This is a genomic window from Ruegeria sp. C12 (assembly GCF_056537745.1).
The window spans coordinates 286,062-301,325 of the sequence record NZ_JBQFSA010000006.1; the positions used below are offsets into that span (position 1 = coordinate 286,062).

16 protein-coding genes and 1 pseudogene are annotated in these 15,264 nt (G+C 61.4%); 4 read left to right on the forward strand and 13 right to left on the reverse strand.

Annotated features, from left to right (window positions below; all coding sequences use genetic code 11):
• Positions 1 to 67: 67 nt before the first annotated feature.
• The 6 genes from ACR0C9_RS13800 to ACR0C9_RS13825 all read right to left on the reverse strand — a co-directional run bounded on the left by ACR0C9_RS13800 (position 68) and on the right by ACR0C9_RS13825 (position 7,500).
• A complete protein-coding gene (locus ACR0C9_RS13800) occupies positions 68 to 808 on the reverse strand; it encodes a maleate cis-trans isomerase family protein (RefSeq protein WP_480781260.1) in 741 nt (246 codons plus the stop codon).
• On the reverse strand, positions 805 to 1,872 hold the full coding sequence (locus tag ACR0C9_RS13805) for a pyridoxal phosphate-dependent aminotransferase (protein ID WP_480781261.1): 1,068 nt from the start codon (positions 1,870 to 1,872) through the stop codon (positions 805 to 807). The genes ACR0C9_RS13800 and ACR0C9_RS13805 overlap by 4 nt, the downstream gene beginning before the upstream one ends.
• The gene (locus ACR0C9_RS13810; RefSeq protein ID WP_480781262.1) at positions 1,869 to 3,521 is read right to left on the reverse strand and encodes a hydantoinase B/oxoprolinase family protein; all 1,653 of its coding nucleotides are present in this window, start codon (positions 3,519 to 3,521) and stop codon (positions 1,869 to 1,871) included. Before ACR0C9_RS13810 ends, ACR0C9_RS13805 begins: the two co-directional genes overlap by 4 nt.
• Positions 3,518 to 5,614: a hydantoinase/oxoprolinase family protein gene (locus ACR0C9_RS13815; protein WP_480781263.1), complete on the reverse strand. Its 2,097-nt coding sequence runs from the start codon at positions 5,612 to 5,614 to the stop codon at positions 3,518 to 3,520. The genes ACR0C9_RS13810 and ACR0C9_RS13815 overlap by 4 nt, the downstream gene beginning before the upstream one ends.
• A gap of 214 nt (positions 5,615 to 5,828) precedes the next feature.
• Complete coding sequence (locus tag ACR0C9_RS13820) at positions 5,829 to 6,749, reverse strand: pyridoxamine 5'-phosphate oxidase family protein (RefSeq protein WP_480781264.1); 921 nt, start codon at positions 6,747 to 6,749, stop codon at positions 5,829 to 5,831.
• 127 nt (positions 6,750 to 6,876) lie between these two features.
• Positions 6,877 to 7,500, reverse strand: a complete 624-nt coding sequence (locus ACR0C9_RS13825; RefSeq protein ID WP_480781265.1) for a glutathione S-transferase family protein — start codon at positions 7,498 to 7,500, stop codon at positions 6,877 to 6,879.
• A gap of 106 nt (positions 7,501 to 7,606) precedes the next feature.
• On the opposite strand from ACR0C9_RS13825, the gene ACR0C9_RS13830 reads away from it, so the two are divergent.
• From ACR0C9_RS13830 to ACR0C9_RS13845, 4 genes are all read left to right on the forward strand, one after another.
• Positions 7,607 to 8,494 (forward strand): LysR family transcriptional regulator, encoded by an 888-nt coding sequence (locus ACR0C9_RS13830; protein ID WP_480781266.1) that lies wholly within the window; start codon positions 7,607 to 7,609, stop codon positions 8,492 to 8,494.
• Between the two features lie 140 nt (positions 8,495 to 8,634).
• Positions 8,635 to 9,303: a cupin domain-containing protein gene (locus ACR0C9_RS13835; RefSeq protein ID WP_480781267.1), complete on the forward strand. Its 669-nt coding sequence runs from the start codon at positions 8,635 to 8,637 to the stop codon at positions 9,301 to 9,303.
• A 15-nt stretch (positions 9,304 to 9,318) separates the two neighbouring features.
• Positions 9,319 to 10,398 carry a flavin monoamine oxidase family protein gene (locus ACR0C9_RS13840; protein WP_480781268.1) on the forward strand — a complete coding sequence of 360 codons (1,080 nt, stop codon included), beginning with the start codon at positions 9,319 to 9,321 and terminating at the stop codon, positions 10,396 to 10,398.
• 6 nt (positions 10,399 to 10,404) lie between these two features.
• Entirely contained in the window at positions 10,405 to 11,007 is a 603-nt protein-coding gene (locus tag ACR0C9_RS13845) for a TetR/AcrR family transcriptional regulator (RefSeq protein WP_170524651.1), read from the forward strand.
• Here the strand turns inward: ACR0C9_RS13845 and ureG are convergent.
• From ureG to ACR0C9_RS13880, 7 genes and pseudogenes are all read right to left on the reverse strand, one after another.
• Positions 10,985 to 11,614 (reverse strand): urease accessory protein UreG, encoded by a 630-nt coding sequence (gene ureG / locus ACR0C9_RS13850; RefSeq protein ID WP_170524648.1) that lies wholly within the window; start codon positions 11,612 to 11,614, stop codon positions 10,985 to 10,987. The genes ACR0C9_RS13845 and ureG overlap by 23 nt on opposite strands.
• Positions 11,611 to 12,264 carry an urease accessory protein UreF gene (locus tag ACR0C9_RS13855; RefSeq protein WP_480781269.1) on the reverse strand — a complete coding sequence of 218 codons (654 nt, stop codon included), beginning with the start codon at positions 12,262 to 12,264 and terminating at the stop codon, positions 11,611 to 11,613. The genes ureG and ACR0C9_RS13855 overlap by 4 nt, the downstream gene beginning before the upstream one ends.
• Positions 12,248 to 12,700 (reverse strand): urease accessory protein UreE, encoded by a 453-nt coding sequence (ureE, locus tag ACR0C9_RS13860; RefSeq protein WP_170453979.1) that lies wholly within the window; start codon positions 12,698 to 12,700, stop codon positions 12,248 to 12,250. Before ureE ends, ACR0C9_RS13855 begins: the two co-directional genes overlap by 17 nt.
• Before the next feature lie 17 nt (positions 12,701 to 12,717).
• A pseudogene (ureC, locus tag ACR0C9_RS13865) lies at positions 12,718 to 14,478 on the reverse strand (urease subunit alpha).
• Positions 14,456 to 14,785 carry an urease subunit beta gene (locus tag ACR0C9_RS13870; protein WP_170453983.1) on the reverse strand — a complete coding sequence of 110 codons (330 nt, stop codon included), beginning with the start codon at positions 14,783 to 14,785 and terminating at the stop codon, positions 14,456 to 14,458. The pseudogene ureC and the gene ACR0C9_RS13870 overlap by 23 nt, the downstream one beginning before the upstream one ends.
• A complete protein-coding gene (locus tag ACR0C9_RS13875; RefSeq protein WP_170524637.1) occupies positions 14,782 to 14,943 on the reverse strand; it encodes a hypothetical protein in 162 nt (53 codons plus the stop codon). The genes ACR0C9_RS13870 and ACR0C9_RS13875 overlap by 4 nt, the downstream gene beginning before the upstream one ends.
• A gap of 18 nt (positions 14,944 to 14,961) precedes the next feature.
• Positions 14,962 to 15,264 carry an urease subunit gamma gene (locus ACR0C9_RS13880; RefSeq protein ID WP_170524634.1) on the reverse strand — a complete coding sequence of 101 codons (303 nt, stop codon included), beginning with the start codon at positions 15,262 to 15,264 and terminating at the stop codon, positions 14,962 to 14,964.

The window sequence follows — 15,264 nt, forward strand, 5'->3', positions numbered from 1 at the left end:
TCTCACGGCAATCCTTCTGCACAAAGGGTTTAGCTGGCATCCGAATGTCGACAAATCAGAACCTTCCTTACAATCGGTCGAACAGCCGACCCGGAAGCCCGGCATGTGGTGGCAGCCCAAGCTGCTGGACCAACGCAAACATCATCGCCTGGTTCGAGGTCACGACCGGTTTGCCAAGCGCATCCTCGATCCGCTCAACCGCCTCGACCGCGCGCATATCGGTGCAACTCAGGACAATGGCTTCGGCCTTGGGATCGTCGGCCCGGCAGGCAAGGTCAAAAACCTCCTCTGGCGTCAGCTCTCCCTGACCGTAATTGCCCAGTTCGCGCCCTATGTCTGCGCAGCGCACCGTCTCGATCCCGTTCTGAGCCAGAAAACCCATGGCCTGCGTGTTGATCTCGCCCAGATAGGGCGAAGAGAAACCCACATTCGACACACCCAGCGCCTTGATCGCCTGCACCAACGCACCGGCGGCGGTAAAGGTGATCGCACCCGAGGCGGCCTTGATATCCTGTGCCAGTTGCGCGTCAAAGCCGGGGCCATGGGTCAGCGTGGCCGAGGTGCAGCCGTACAGAACCACATCGGGCCGGACGCCCGCGATCATCCGCAGATCATGGCTGATATCCGAGGCCCCCAGCCCGGCCATCTGGTCCGAGCCCGGAATCTCATCCACGTCATAGCCACCCATGCGCTGAAAATGCACCGTCGTATCCGGGCAGCGCATCAGCATCATATCCGCTTCGAGGTTGGTGTTGGTGAAAGGCACCAAAACGCCGATTTTCGCGCGCCTGCGGGTTTCATGGGTCATGACGTCACCTTTCGCAGCCCGGCCAGACAGCGATCCATGATCGCTTCCCGGCAGATCGTGGCCCGCAGGCAATCAGCTAAGCCGTATCCGCCCATACCGCGCATCAGCAAGCCCTCGGCCCGCAGAGCCTGATCGGCTTTCCGGGCGGTTTCAAAATCTGCGAACCGGATCAGCACAAAGTTGGTATGGCTGGGCGGAACCGACAGACCAAGCGCCCGGCACCCTTCGGCAAAGCGATCCCGGATCGCAGCCGTTTGGTTCACCGTTTCCCGCATATGCGCCTGATCCCGGATCGCCGAAGTTGCCATGGCTTGCGACGGGATCGACACATTGTTCGGGTTCAGCACTTTCCGCATCTCAGCCGCAATCGCGGGCGGGAACACGCCCCACCCCACACGCGCACCCGCCAGCCCATAGGCCTTGGAGAAGGTGCGCATGACGACAGTGTCTCCACGTTCGATCAAATCAAAAACCTCGGCCGGGTTCTGGCCATCATCCGCAAATTCCGCATAAGCCTGATCGACAACCAGCAGCACATCCTTGGGCAAGTCGTCACGAAGACGGATGATCTCGGCATTAGGGATCAGCGTCCCCGTCGGATTTCCCGGATTGCAGACAAAAACGATCCTCGTTTGGGGCGTGACGGCGGCCAGAATATCATCGACGGAAACGGTCAGATCGACCTCACGCGCTTGCACGTAATCCGCCTGCACCTGCGCTGTGGCCGACGCCACATAGGCATAGCCGTAATCCGTACCCAGCACCCGGTCCCCCGACCCTGCAAAGGTGCGGATCAGACAGCCGATCAGTTCCATCGACCCTGCACCGCACAGGACCGTGTTGGGGTCAAGCTTGTGGACCTCGGCAATCGCCGCGCGCAACTCGGGCCAGTCCGGGTCCGGGTAGAGCGGCATCTGCCCCATCACCGCCTGCCCCGCCGCAATCGCCTTTGGGCTGGCTGGAAAGGCGCTTTCGTTCTGTGCCAGCGAAACGGTGCCCGCATGCCCAAGATCGGCCAGCGCATAGGCGGCCATGGAACGGATGTGATCGACCGCCCGGATCATGGTTTGCCCCCATAGGCCTTGGCCCCTTCGGGCGTCACCAACCCGCGCCTCAGATCCAGCGCCAGCGCATCCGGGTCCCGATCTGCCGGGTCACCAAACCCGCCACCGCCGGGCGTGTCGAAGATCAGGTAGTCCCCGCCTTCGACCCGCAACTCGCCCTTGCCGGGAATGTCGCTGACCCCGTCCCGAAACCGTATCCGCCCCGGCGCGCCGGACTGCCCGCCCATCCGGCCCAAGGCGGGGAATTTCAGCCGCTCGACCGACAGGAACACGATGAAGGGCGCGTCGTTGGACGAGGTCATCTCGATCCTCTGCCCCAGCCCGCCGCGATATTTGCCCGCACCGCCCGAATCCGGCAGCAACTCGCGCCGCCACATGATCACCGGGGCCACGCTTTCGGTGATTTCGACCTGTGAGCCAAAGACGCCCGAAGGATAGGCTGTGGCCGACAGCCCATCCGCATGAGGCCGCGCACCGGTGCCGCCATTGTGCACGGGTTCAATGGCAAACTCGCGCCCGCCATTGGCCGCAACCTCGGGCGCGTGGCGCATGGGCAAGTCGAACATGCACGAGGCACCCTCGGCCGGAACCTTGTCAGGCAGTGCCTGATGCAGGCAGCCCAGCACCAGATCGGGTGTCACCTGCCCCAGCGTGTGGCGCATCGCCACCGGAACCGGGCGTTGCGCGTTCAGGATACAGCCCTTGGGGCCGTCCACCGTAAACGGCCCAAGCGAGCCCGCATTGTTGGGAATGTCCGGCCCGACGATGCAGCGCAGGGCAAACACGGTATAGGCCGTCGCATAGTTCAGCGGCACGTTGATGCCTTTTCTTGAACAACCCGACGTGCCGGTGAAATCCACATGCATCCTGTCCTTGGTAACGGTCAGCGTGGCGTGTAGCTCCAGCTCATTCTCGTACCCGTCCATGCGCAGCACGTTCTTGTAGACGCCTTCAGGCACCTCGGCGATGGCCTCCAGCGCGCCTTTACGCGAGGTGTCGATAATGTAATTGCCCAAACAGTCCAGATCGTCGATCCCGAACTCATCCATCATCGCCACCAGCCGGTTCACCCCAGCCTCACAACAGGCGATCAGGGCGTAGATGTCCCCCTCATTAGCAATCGGCTCGCGTGAGTTGGCGCGGATAATGTCCATCAGCAGCGCGTTTGGCGTGCCTTCCTCGACCAGTTTGCAAGGGGGGATCAGCAGGCCCTCGTCGTAAATATCCGATCCTTCCGGCCCCATGCCCAAGCCCCCCAGATCCACCAGATGCGAGGTGCAGGAGGTGAACCCAACCACCCTGCCATCGTTGAACGCGGGCATCATCAGCAGGAAGTCGTTCAAATGACCCGAGGCCAGCCACGGGTCGTTGGTCATGTAAATGTCGCCGGGCTTCATGTCCTGAACGGCAAAGCGTTGGCGCAGATGCAGGACGGCCTCGGCCATGGTGTTGATATGTCCGGGCGTTCCGGTTACGGCCTGCGCCAGCATACGGCCATCGACGTCGAATATCCCGGCAGAGATATCGCCGCATTCCCTCACGATGGGGGAAAAGGCGGCGCGGATCAGGGTCTGGCCCTGTTCCTCAACCACCGCCAGCAGGCGGTTCCACATCACTTGCAGGCGGGCGGGGGAAAGGTCGGAGTTCATCTCGCGCCTCCTTTCTGGTCTTGGATCAGAACCAAATTACCAATTGCATCCATATGGGCCGAGAAATCGGCGGATACGAGCGTGGTGGTCTGCGGTTCATGGATCAGCGCCGGGCCCGACACGTGATCACCGGGTTTCATGTCAGCGCGCGCGACGAAAGCGGCGTTTTGCGCAGTACCATCCACATCGCAGGTGATCGGGCGCGTCTCGGTTACGTTAAACAGGGTACGTTCGGGCGCATCGGGCACCGGTGCAACCGTGTTGTCCAGTGTCGCTACCCGCACGGCCCAGTTCAATATCTCGATCTGCATTCCCGGCATCGGGCGCGAGAATTGCTTGCGGTATTCTTCTTCGAATGCTGCGGTCAGCGGGGCAATATCTTCGGGTGTCACCGCACGATCCGGCAGGGGGATTTCGATCTCATGCCCCTGCCCGTTATAACGCATGAACGCGGTGCGCAGGGTCTGGGTTTGCGCATCACCCGCCCCTTGGGCCACGACCTCTTTCGCCTCGGCAATCATTGTATCGAACAAGGCATTCACCCCGTCCAGATCCATGCTGTTCAGCAGCGAATAGCGCGAGCGGACGATCTCGAACGAAACCGGCGCGAACAGGAAGCCTACCGCCGACCCAACACCCGGATTGGGTGGGATCACGATGCGCGACACGCCAGCAGAGCGCGCGACACGGCTGGCATGCAACGGACCATTGCCGCCAAAGGCGATCATCGTGCGGGGGCCCAGATCCTTGCCCGATTCCACCGCATGCATCCGCCCCGCGCTGGCCATGCTTTCATCCACAATCCGACTGACGCCATCTGCCGCGCCCACGGCGTCAAGTTGCAGCCGTTCACCAACCACGCGGGCCAGCGCCGCTTTGGATCCTTCGGGGTCCAGCCGGATATGACCCTCGGCAAAGGTGTCAGGCACGATATAGCCCAGCGTGATGTCGCTGTCGGTCACGGTGGGTTCGGTGCCGCCGCGCATGAACGCCACCGGCCCCGGCTCGGACCCTGCAGATTGTGGCCCGACGGTCAAGCGGCCCAGGCGGTCCACCCCGGCAATCGAGCCGCCGCCCGCGCCAATCTCGATCATCTCGATCACCGGAATACGCACCGGCATGCCCGAGCCTTTGATGAACCGCTCCGCGCGGGCGATCTCAAACGCGCGAGAGGTCTGGGGGCGGGCACCATCAATCAGGCACAGCTTGGCGGTGGTTCCACCCACATCAAAAGACAGCACCTGATCCAGACCCGCCCGCGCCGCGATACGTGCCGCCAGAATGGCCCCACCCGCTGGGCCGGATTCGACCAGACGGATCGGAAAACGGGCCGCAGTTTCGACCGTGCACATACCGCCCCCTGCGGTCATCATCAGGATCGGGCATGTCACACCTTCGGCCGCGAACTGATCTACGAACCGGGCCAGATAACTTTGCATCAGAGGCTGGATATAGGCGTTCGCAACCGTGGTGCAGAGCCGGTCGAACTCACGCGCTTCGGGGCTGACATCGGATGAGATCGAGACGGTCAGGCCGGGGCGGTGCCGGGCCAGCAGGTCACGCAATCGCCGCTCATGCGCGGGGTTGGCATAGGCGTGCATCAGGCAGATCGCCACTGCCCCAGCCCCACTTGCGTCAAGTTCAGCCAGCAGGTCACCCACTTGCGCCTCGTCCAGCGGGATCAGCACAGCGCCCTCGGCGGACATGCGTTCGCGGATCACAAAGGACCGCTCGCGCGGGACCAGAAGATCGGGTTTTTCCAGATTGATATCGTATTGGGAATAGCGCCGCTCATACCCGATATCGAGGATGTCGCGGAACCCCTCGGTGCAGATCGTAGCCACCACGGCCCCGCGCCGTTCGATCAGAGCGTTGGTGGCCAGCGTGGTGCCATGGATGAAACCCGTCACTTGCGACAGGGACCGCCCGGTTGCGGCCATGACGCGCCGCGCGCCCTTCATCGCGCCATCCGCCGGGTTTTGATGGGTGGTCAGGGTTTTGGTCGAGGCCAGAATTCTGTCTTCGCCTTCAACCAGAACCGTGTCGGTAAACGTGCCGCCAATGTCGATGGCCAATCGCAGCGCGTGTGTCATGTGGTGGTCCGTCCTCGTTTGCAATCCTGCCAGTCAAATGCCCAAAAGGGCGATTACTGACACATCGCAACGAGGTCGCAGCCCGTGGCCCGACGATCCAGAGGGTTATGGATACACACGCGGTTCATACCTGTTTGTCCCGTGGTTTGCCCGGCGATACTAGCACATTTGCGACATAACTGCTGCCAAATGCCGTCGCACGGGTGGGGTCTAGCTATTGCTGCGTCACCGTTTTCCAGTCGCCGGTATTCAGGCTGTTGGGCGAGAACTCGGTCAACGCGCCCCGGAAGGGTAAGGCGTCATAAAGCCGAAGGCCTTGAACCATATCGAACCGCCATCCCCGTTCGGCCCCTTGGAACCCGGCGATGTCGGGGTGATGTGTGTCCAGCACCTCGACCATTCCGGTCAGCATCAGCAGATCACCGTTCTGGTAGTCCGGGAACAACAGGCCCGCGCGCGGTGTGACAAGGTAATTCCCCAACGTATTGAAGAAGTTGTTTCCAAGGAAATCGGGCACAACAAGGCTGTTGCCTTGCACTTTCACAAACCCCGACCGCCCGCCGCGATGCGAGACGTCAACGCTGCGCTCACCTTCGGCGTCAGCATAACTGGCCACGTAGAACGAGTTGGCCGAGGCGATGAACTCGCGCGCCGCCTTGTCCAGAGTTTCAAACCGCTCACTTTTGATCTGTGCCCCCTCGGGTGCGGGGTCGCGGATGAACTCAACATCATGGGTCTGGATATATTTCGGACAATTCCCGAAGGATTGCAGCACCTCCAGCGAAAAGCCGGTTTCCGACACCTCTTGCACCGTCGCATTCATCCGATTGCGCCGACGGGTCGATAACTCGACCCCGACCACTCCGATCGGTGCTGCGGGTTCAAGGGCCGCTTTCAGCGGATCATCCGGATGTGGTTGGGCCTGAACGTCCAGCAAAGTTTCGGTTGGCGTGGACAGAAACCCGGGCCGCCCCGACAGGATCGAGGCCCAGGGCCAGCCCTGCCGATCAACGCTGCCCAGCACGACAAAGGGCAGTTTGCCGAAAAATTCACGATGCTGATCCGGCATGTAGGGGCGTATGACGGTGCGGCCGATTTTCTCCATCCGCTCGCGCTTGCCAATACGTGTCTGCATCTCGCGTTCGCCGCGGTGAAACGGGGATTCGGCGGTTTGTCCGGGGACATTCATCGGGGGCCTCGCATGGGTCTGAGGGCCCGGCCGTGGCATCGCACGGCCGGTTTTGTCATGGATCCGATCCGCGTCAGGCGGCGTTCAGACCGGCTGCGGTCTTGGGCATTGGCACAAAGCCATCCAGCGCCTCGATATTCGCCAAAAGGCGGCGGACATTCGGGTAAGGATCCAGCGAGATGTCACCCTCGGGCGCATGGGCGGTGTAGCTGTAGATCGCCACATCGGCGATGGTCGGGCGGTCGCCCACCAGCCAGTCGCGCCCTTGCAAATGCGCGTTCAGCTTGCCCAGAACCTTGGCCGCCGTTGCGTGGGTGAACGCCTTGTCCAACGGTGCGTTGAACACGTTGATCAACCGGGCCGCTGCGGGGCCAAAGGCGATCTCACCAGCGGCGAGGGTCAGGAACTTCTGCACCTCGGCCTCAAGCACGGGGTCATTGGGCAGGTAGTCAGGCGCATATTTGCGCGCCAGATACACGAGGATGGCGTTGCTGTCGCAGATGATCACCTCACCATCTTCCAGAACCGGCACCTGCCCTGCCGGGTTCATGGCCAGAAAGTCATCCTGTTTATGCGCCCCGCCCGGCAGGTCCACATCAATCACCCGATGCGGCAGGCCGGCGAGATTTGCGAACAAAACGGCCCGGTGCGCGTGGCCCGAAAGCGGAAAGCTGTGAATGCGGAGGGTCTGGGACATGGGGGATTCCTTATTTTGGCGATTGTCACTGAACCCCAAGCTAACTTGCCCGCATCTAAACTATAATATACTCAATTGGTGAATAACTATGAACGTTTTGTAGACAATGGACACGATCATCGGAATGCGCACCTTTGTGGCCGTGGCCAGCCACAACTCGTTCACCGACGGTGCGCGGCAGGTTGGGATCAGCACCAAACTGGCCAGCAAATATGTCGGCCAGCTGGAACAGCGCCTGAACGCGCAACTGTTCCACCGCACCACCCGCGGCGTGACCCTGACCGACACCGGCAAAGCCTATTTCGAACGGTGCCTGCCTTTGTTGGAACAGTTTGAGGAGCTGGAGGGGCTGGTGCAGCAACGCCAGACCGAGCTGGCAGGCCGCATCCGTATCACGGCCCCGACCGGCTATGGGTCGGCGGAACTGGTTCATCTTCTGAAACCGTTTCAGGACGCACATCCGAATGTCGTGATCGAGCTGCACCTGTCCGATCACCACGTCTCATTGGTGGATGAAGGCTTTGACCTGGCCATCCGTTTCGGTGGGCTGAAGGATTCAACCCTGGTCGCGCGCAAACTGACAGATATGCGGATCGTCTGCTGCGCCGCGCCCGATTATCTGGCCCGGTTCGGCGCGCCGGATGTACCCGAGGATCTGTCAGAGCATAATTGCCTGCTGCAAACGACCGGCAATGTGATCGACAGCTGGGCGTTCAAAGGGCCGGACGGGGACATCATGGTGCCGGTATCCGGAAATTTCCGCGCCAATTCCCCGCGCGCAGTGGCCAATATGGCGGCGGACGGGCTGGGTATCGGTCGCGTCCCACTTTATACTGCCCGGCCCTTTCTGGCGGACGGGCGGTTGCAGCTTATCCTTGAGGCGCAGGAGACCGCAGTCTTGGGCCTCTATGCCACCTACCCGCCCAACCGGCACCTGACGGCCCGCATTCGGGCTTTGATCGATCATCTGGCGGCAGCCCTCGCGCACGGGTGATCTGAGATCAATCCCACAGGTTTTTGAAGTCGGAAGTGAGACTTTGGAACTGATACTTGAAATTTTCCCTACCTAGTAGTAGATAGTTTACCTCAAACATATCCCACAGCCGTGGTCCGTCCAAAAAAGGGAAAACCGTTATGGAACTGAACTCAGATTTCTCTGCCCGCGTTGTTGTTCATTCTGATCAATTGGATTGGCAGCCTTCGCCGATGAAAGGCGTTGATCGCCGTATGCTGGACCGGATTGGCGGAGAGGTGGCGCGCGCCACCACAATCGTGCGCTATGCCCCCGGCAGTTCCTTCTCGGCCCATACCCATACGGGCGGAGAGGAATTCATCGTGCTGGACGGCGTGTTTCAGGATGAACATGGCGACTTCCCGGCAGGGACCTATGTGCGCAACCCGCCGACCTCATCCCACACGCCCGGCTCTGCCCCCGGCTGCACGATCTTCGTCAAACTCTGGCAATTCGATATGGATGACCGCACGCAGTTTCGCAAAACCATGGCGGATGAGCCTGGAACGCCCGTCAACGGTGTGGCAACCGCAACCCTGCATGAGGACGCGCGCGAGGTTGTCACCTATAGCCATCTTGATCCGGGCGCTGAATTGATCTCGGACGCCAGCGGCGGGCATGAGGTGCTGGTGATCGATGGACAGATTACAGCGGGTGGGGACCAACTGGCCAAAAACGCCTGGTTGCGTTTGCCTGAAGGTGAAACCCTGTCGGCGGTTGCTGGCCCAGACGGCGCGAAGGTCTGGATGAAAACCGGGCATTTGCCCTTTGCGCAACCTCCTGCAGTGTGATCGGGGGCCGAAACCGTGAGGCACAACCTTACGCTGGACACCCAGACACTGATCATCGGCGCAGGTTTGTCAGGTCTCAGCCTTGCCGCGCAACTGGCGCGGCAAGGGCAGGATTTTGTACTGGTCGAGGGGCGCGACCGTCTGGGGGGCCGTATCCTGACCCACCACAACGGCAGCGCGGGGTTTGATCTTGGCCCAGCATGGTTCTGGCCGGGGCAGCCCCGGATCGCAGCGCTGATTGCCCGGTTGGGGTTGGCCGCGTTCGAACAGTATTCTGCGGGCGAGTTGACCTATGAGGACGAGCAGGGCCGCATCCTGCGCGGGCACGGGTTTTCGTCGATGCAGGGGTCTTTGCGGGTGGACCGAGGGTTTGGCGCCCTGATCGATGGCTTGGCGAAGCAGGTTGATCCCGACCGCATATATCTCGCGACCCCAATCCAGGCATTGCAGCGCACCGATGATGTTGTGATCGCCACCAGCCGGAACGGTCTGACCTTCCGCGCGAGGCATGTTGTTCTGGCCCTGCCCCCTCGGGTCGCGATGCGCATGTCTTTCACGCCAGCCCTGCCAGAAGCCGCCACAAATGCAATGGCAGCCGTCCCCACGTGGATGGCCGGTCAAGCCAAGGCCCTTGCGATCTATGACACGCCGTTTTGGCGCAAGGCCGGGCTGTCGGGTGATACCATGAGCCGCCGGGGCCCGATGGTCGAGATCCACGATGCCTCGCCCGCTGAAACCGGCCCTTATGCGTTGTTCGGCTTCATCGGAACGCCGCCGCGGGCGCGCACAGATCAACAGCGCCTGCGCCAGATGATAACGGAACAACTGACCCGCTTGTTCGGGACTGAGGCCGCGCAGCCGCTGGATGTGCAGATCAAAGACTGGTCCGCCGACCCGTTTACCGCCGTGGAAGAGGATCAACACCGGCTGTTCAGCCACCCCACCTATGGCCTGCCCCATGCGCTGGAGCGGCTTTGGGACAACCGTCTGATCTTTGCCGGAACCGAAGTGGCCCCGCAGTTTGGCGGCTATCTGGAAGGCGCATTGGAAGCGGCAGACCATGTTGCCGCGCGGCTTTTGCAGGAAAAGGTTTGAGACACTATGAGACCAGACACCAAAACCGCCCTTCTGGATGTCGCCGAACACGCCGCCCGCGCGCGCGGTTTCGATGGGTTCAGCTATGCCGATCTGGCCGATGCGGTCGGTATCCGCAAGGCGTCGATCCACTATCACTTTCCGACCAAAGCCGCCCTCTCGGTGGCCTTGATGGAGCGCTATCACGCAACCTTGCAAGACGAATGCGACCGGATCGACGAAACCTGCCCCACCGCCGCGCAACGTCTGCTGTCCGTTATCGCGTTGTATCGGGATGCGTTGAACGATGGCAAAACGCTCTGCCTGTGTGTCGCGCTGATCAGCAGTCGTGAAAGCCTGTCAGACGAAGTCATCCAGAAAATCAACGACTTCCGCGCCATGATGGTGGCCCGTCTGACGGACATTTTCGAGCTTGCGCAGACGGACAACAGCATCCGCAATTTGGACCGCCCCCCGGCCGAGGCCCTCACGACCCTTGCCTTGCTGGAAGGCGCGCATTTGACAGCCCGCGCGGAAAGCAACGTCGCGCCCTTTGATCTGGCGGTAGAGTTATTGCAGGCCCGCTGTCAGCACGACGGTCAGACCATCACGCCGCGTCCGGTGCCCTGAGCCCGCCGATCGAGGTCAGAAGTTCGACGATCGCGCCAATTCCTTCCCTTTGCCGCAATGACGAGAACACAAACGGGCGGCCATTGCGCATTCTGGTCGCGTCGCGTTCCATTACCTCAAGCGACGCGCCCACATGCGGGGCCAGATCGGTTTTGTTGATGATCAGAACGTCCGATTTCGTGATCGCTGGCCCACCTTTGCGCGGGATCTCCTCACCCGCCGCCACGTCGATCACGTAAAGCGTCACATCCGCCAGTTCAGGGCTGAATGTCGCCGACAGGTTGTCGCCACCGCTTTCGATCAGCACAAGTTCAACATCCGGGTGGCGCATTTGCATCTCGGCTACTGCTGCCAGATTGATCGAAGCATCCTCGCGGATCGCAGTGTGGGGGCAACCGCCTGTTTCCACGCCGATAATCCGGTCCTGCGGCAGGATTTGCATCCGCATAAGGGCCTCGGCGTCCTCCTGCGTGTAGATGTCATTGGTGATCACACCAACCGAATGCGTATCGCGCAACGCCTCGGACAAGGCAGCTGTCAGCGTTGTCTTTCCAGCCCCAACCGGGCCGCCGATTCCGACCCGCAAAGGGCCATTCATCTGGGTCATGTTCGGAACATCCTTGAATACTGGGATTCATGTTTCATTGACGCGATATCGGACAGAAACGCGGTCGAGCTAAGCGTTTCGAGCCCTTGATCCTGCGCTTCGGTCGCCAGTCTGGAGCATAGCGGTGTCAGGTCTCGGATCAGCCGTTGCGCCTCGGTCTGGCCCAGGGGAACCAGCCGCGTTGCGCATGCCACAAGGTTCGACATGAAGGATTGCACGAACATCTGTGTGGTCAGGAGCAGAGGCAAACCATGCAGACGCGCGGCACGTCCGACCGCAGCCGGATAGGTCAGGTCGGCCAGATCCACCTCCCAAACCTGTGCAGTGACACCACAGAACGCCTCACCCAAAAGCTGCGTTTCCATCAACCGCTCGGACGAGGCGCAGAAGGCGCGTGCCGTTGCGTCGATCTCGGTCAGTTCCTTCTTCGAGTTGGCATTATAAGCCGCCACAAGAAACAAAGCGTCATTCCGGCCCGAGCCATGGTTCAGCACATCCGAAATCCACGCGCCCGTGCTGTTGGCATCCGTCACGGCCCTGCTATCGGTGGCCCATTCCAGCCCGTGCGAATAGGCGAACCCGCCCACCGGATAGGCGGGTGACAGCCACTGGTTCAGCGTCAGGATATCGGCGTCAGTGGGCGTGACCATGGGTCCTGCCGTGCCCGTAAGCCCCGCCTTCCGGGGTGAATGGTTCCACAACCTCGCGCGTGGTGGCACCCAGTTTGTCCAGCATGTCCCGGATCACATGATCGCGCTGGATCAGCAAACGGCCCGGTTCGATCTGGCAGGGCGTGTGGCGGTTGCCGATATGCCAGGCCAGGCGCAGCAGGTTGTCTCCGCTGACTTCCAGCAGATCTTCGGGCGCAGCGACCACTTCGATCTCGCGCCCATCCTCCAGAACAAGAACGCCGCCGTGATCCAACGACAGCGTCTGCGCCAGATCGACCAGAAACGCCTCACCATCATCGGTGGCCAGCATCTTGCGGCGCAGGAACCGGCCGTCATAGTCCAGCGAAACCTGCGCATGGGCAGGGGCATGGGTGTGATCGTGATAGATGCGGGCGGTTTTTATATCGGGTGTCATCGGGGCCTCTTCCAATCTCAGAACATGAAATAGCGTTGCGCCATCGGTAAAACCTCGGCCGGTTGGCAGGTCAGCAATTCGCCATCTGCGCGGACCTCATAGGTTTCGGGATCGACCTCGATATGCGGGGTTGCATCGTTCAGCAACAGGTCCCGCTTGCCGATGTTTCGCGTGTTTCGCACGGCAACCGTTTGCTTGGCCAAACCAAGCGCGTCACCAATCCCGTCGGCCTGTGCCGCTGCCGAGACAAAGGTGATCGCCGAATGCTCGACCGAGCGGCCATAGGCCCCGAACATCGGACGGCTATAGACCGGCTACGGCGTCGGGATCGAGGCGTTCGGGTCCCCCATCTGTGCACAGGCGATGGTCCCACCCAGCAAAACCATCTCGGGCTTCACCCCGAAAAACGCAGGGTTCCACAGCACCAGATCGGCGCGTTTGCCTTCTTCGATACTGCCAATTTCATGGCTCAGGCCGTGCGCGATGGCCGGATTGATGGTGTATTTCGCAATGTAGCGACGAACGCGCAGGTTATCGTTGTCGCCGGTTTCCTCGGGCAGGCGTCCGCGCCGCTTCTTCATCTTGTCGGCGGTTTGCCAGGTGCGGATCAGCACCTCCCCCACCCGGCCCATGGCCTGACTGTCCGACGCAATGATGCTGAACGCGCCCATGTCGTGCAGGATATCCTCGGCGGCAATGGTCTCGCGCCGGATGCGGCTTTCGGCAAAGGCCACGTCCTCGGGGATGGATTTGTCGAGGTGGTGGCAGACCATCAACATATCCAAATGCTCTTCCACCGTATTCACTGTGAAGGGCCGCGTCGGGTTGGTGGATGAGGGCAGAACGTGATTCTCGCCGCAGATCTTGATGATGTCCGGCGCATGGCCGCCACCCGCGCCTTCGGTGTGGAAGGCATGGATCGTCCGGCCTTTCATCGCAGCCACCGTGTTTTCCACGAAACCGGATTCGTTTAGCGTATCGGTGTGGATCATCACCTGCACGTCCATCGCATCCGCCACAGACAGACAACAGTCGATGGCGGCGGGCGTTGTCCCCCAATCTTCGTGCAGTTTCAACGCGCAGGCCCCGCCCTTGACCTGTTCCTCAAGCGCGGCGGGCAGCGAGGCGTTGCCCTTACCCGCAAAGGCCAGGTTCATCGGAAAGGCGTCCGCCGCCTGCAACATCTGCCCGATATGCCAGGGGCCGGGCGTGCATGTGGTGGCCAAAGTGCCATGAGCCGGGCCGGTGCCGCCGCCCAACATGGTCGTCAGTCCGGAATGCAGCGCGTCTTCAATCTGTTGCGGGCAAATAAAGTGGATATGGCTGTCGAATCCACCGGCGGTCAGAATGCGCCCCTCGCCCGCAATAACTTCGGTCCCCGGTCCGATGACAATGTCGACACCGGGCTGCGTATCCGGGTTTCCGGCCTTGCCGATCTTCGCAATGCGCCCGTCTTTCAGGCCCACATCCGCCTTGTATATGCCCGAGTGATCGACGATCAGCGCGTTGGTGATGACCGTATCCACGGCCCCCTCGGCCCGCGTGACCTGAGACTGCCCCATCCCGTCGCGGATCACCTTGCCGCCACCAAACTTGACCTCTTCGCCATAGACCGCGTTGCGATGCCCGGTTTCGGTGAACCGGGCCGCTGTGGCGCGATCCACGATCAGGTCCTGTTCAACCTCGATAATCAGATCGGTATCGGCCAGACGCACCCTGTCGCCCACCGTTGGCCCGAACATGGCGGCATAATCACTACGGCTGATCTTGCCCGGCATCTCTCAAAGCCCCCATGATATGCATGTTGAAACCGTAAATGTGCCGACGCCCCTCGTACGGAACCAGCATGACCTCGCGCGTTTGCCCCGGCTCGAACCGCACGGCTGTCCCGGCCGGAATATCAAGCCGCATCCCCAATGCGGCATAGCGATCAAAATCAAGCGCCGAGTTCGCCTCGGCAAAGTGATAATGGCTGCCAACCTGAACCGGGCGATCACCCGTATTTGCAACCGCAATCAAACGACTGCTGCGCCCGGCATTGAGCGTCAGCGACCCCTTCGCCGGAATGACCTCGCCCGGGATCATTTGGGCAGTTTGGATATCAGAGTGATGGCGACCAGCGCGATCAGGGCCAGCCCAACACCCAACGCGACGTAGTCGCTGCCATGAGCGTGAATATGGGTGTCCGAGTGGGCCAGCGCCGGGCCGGACAGGACAAGGGCGGGAAACAGCATGCGGTTCATTTGGACCTCCTGTATGGGTTAGCGAATAGGGTTGTGGACGGTCACAAGCTTGGTTCCGTCCGGAAACGTGGCCTCGACCTGTACGTCGTGGATCATCTCGGGCACGCCCTCCATGCATTGATCGCGTGTGATGACTTCGGCCCCGGCCTGCATCATGTCAGCGACCGAGCGCCCATCCCGCGCGCCTTCGACCACCGCATCGGTGATCAAAGCAATCGCCTCGGGGTGGTTCAGCTTGACGCCCCGCGCCAAACGCTTGCGGGCGACCTCGGCGGCCATGGCGATCAGCAGTTTGTCTTTTTCACGCGGGGTCAGGTTCAT

Bases quoted from the DNA above. Each gene is read 5' to 3' on its own strand.
- ACR0C9_RS13815 (WP_480781263.1), bottom strand. From the start codon at position 5,614: ATGACACACGCGCTGCGATTGGCCATCGACATTGGCGGCACGTTTACC.
- ureE (WP_170453979.1), bottom strand. From the start codon at position 12,700: ATGACACCCGATATAAAAACCGCCCGCATCTATCACGATCACACCCAT.
- ACR0C9_RS13855 (WP_480781269.1), bottom strand. From the start codon at position 12,264: ATGGTCACGCCCACTGACGCCGATATCCTGACGCTGAACCAGTGGCTG.
- ACR0C9_RS13870 (WP_170453983.1), bottom strand. From the start codon at position 14,785: ATGATCCCGGGCGAGGTCATTCCGGCGAAGGGGTCGCTGACGCTCAAT.
- ACR0C9_RS13810 (WP_480781262.1), bottom strand. From the start codon at position 3,521: ATGAACTCCGACCTTTCCCCCGCCCGCCTGCAAGTGATGTGGAACCGC.
- ACR0C9_RS13830 (WP_480781266.1), top strand. From the start codon at position 7,607: ATGGACACGATCATCGGAATGCGCACCTTTGTGGCCGTGGCCAGCCAC.
- ACR0C9_RS13825 (WP_480781265.1), bottom strand. From the start codon at position 7,500: ATGTCCCAGACCCTCCGCATTCACAGCTTTCCGCTTTCGGGCCACGCG.
- ACR0C9_RS13835 (WP_480781267.1), top strand. From the start codon at position 8,635: ATGGAACTGAACTCAGATTTCTCTGCCCGCGTTGTTGTTCATTCTGAT.
- ACR0C9_RS13880 (WP_170524634.1), bottom strand. From the start codon at position 15,264: ATGAACCTGACCCCGCGTGAAAAAGACAAACTGCTGATCGCCATGGCC.
- ACR0C9_RS13820 (WP_480781264.1), bottom strand. From the start codon at position 6,749: ATGCAGACACGTATTGGCAAGCGCGAGCGGATGGAGAAAATCGGCCGC.
- ureG (WP_170524648.1), bottom strand. From the start codon at position 11,614: ATGACCCAGATGAATGGCCCTTTGCGGGTCGGAATCGGCGGCCCGGTT.
- ACR0C9_RS13805 (WP_480781261.1), bottom strand. From the start codon at position 1,872: ATGATCCGGGCGGTCGATCACATCCGTTCCATGGCCGCCTATGCGCTG.
- ACR0C9_RS13875 (WP_170524637.1), bottom strand. From the start codon at position 14,943: ATGAACCGCATGCTGTTTCCCGCCCTTGTCCTGTCCGGCCCGGCGCTG.
- ACR0C9_RS13845 (WP_170524651.1), top strand. From the start codon at position 10,405: ATGAGACCAGACACCAAAACCGCCCTTCTGGATGTCGCCGAACACGCC.
- ACR0C9_RS13800 (WP_480781260.1), bottom strand. From the start codon at position 808: ATGACCCATGAAACCCGCAGGCGCGCGAAAATCGGCGTTTTGGTGCCT.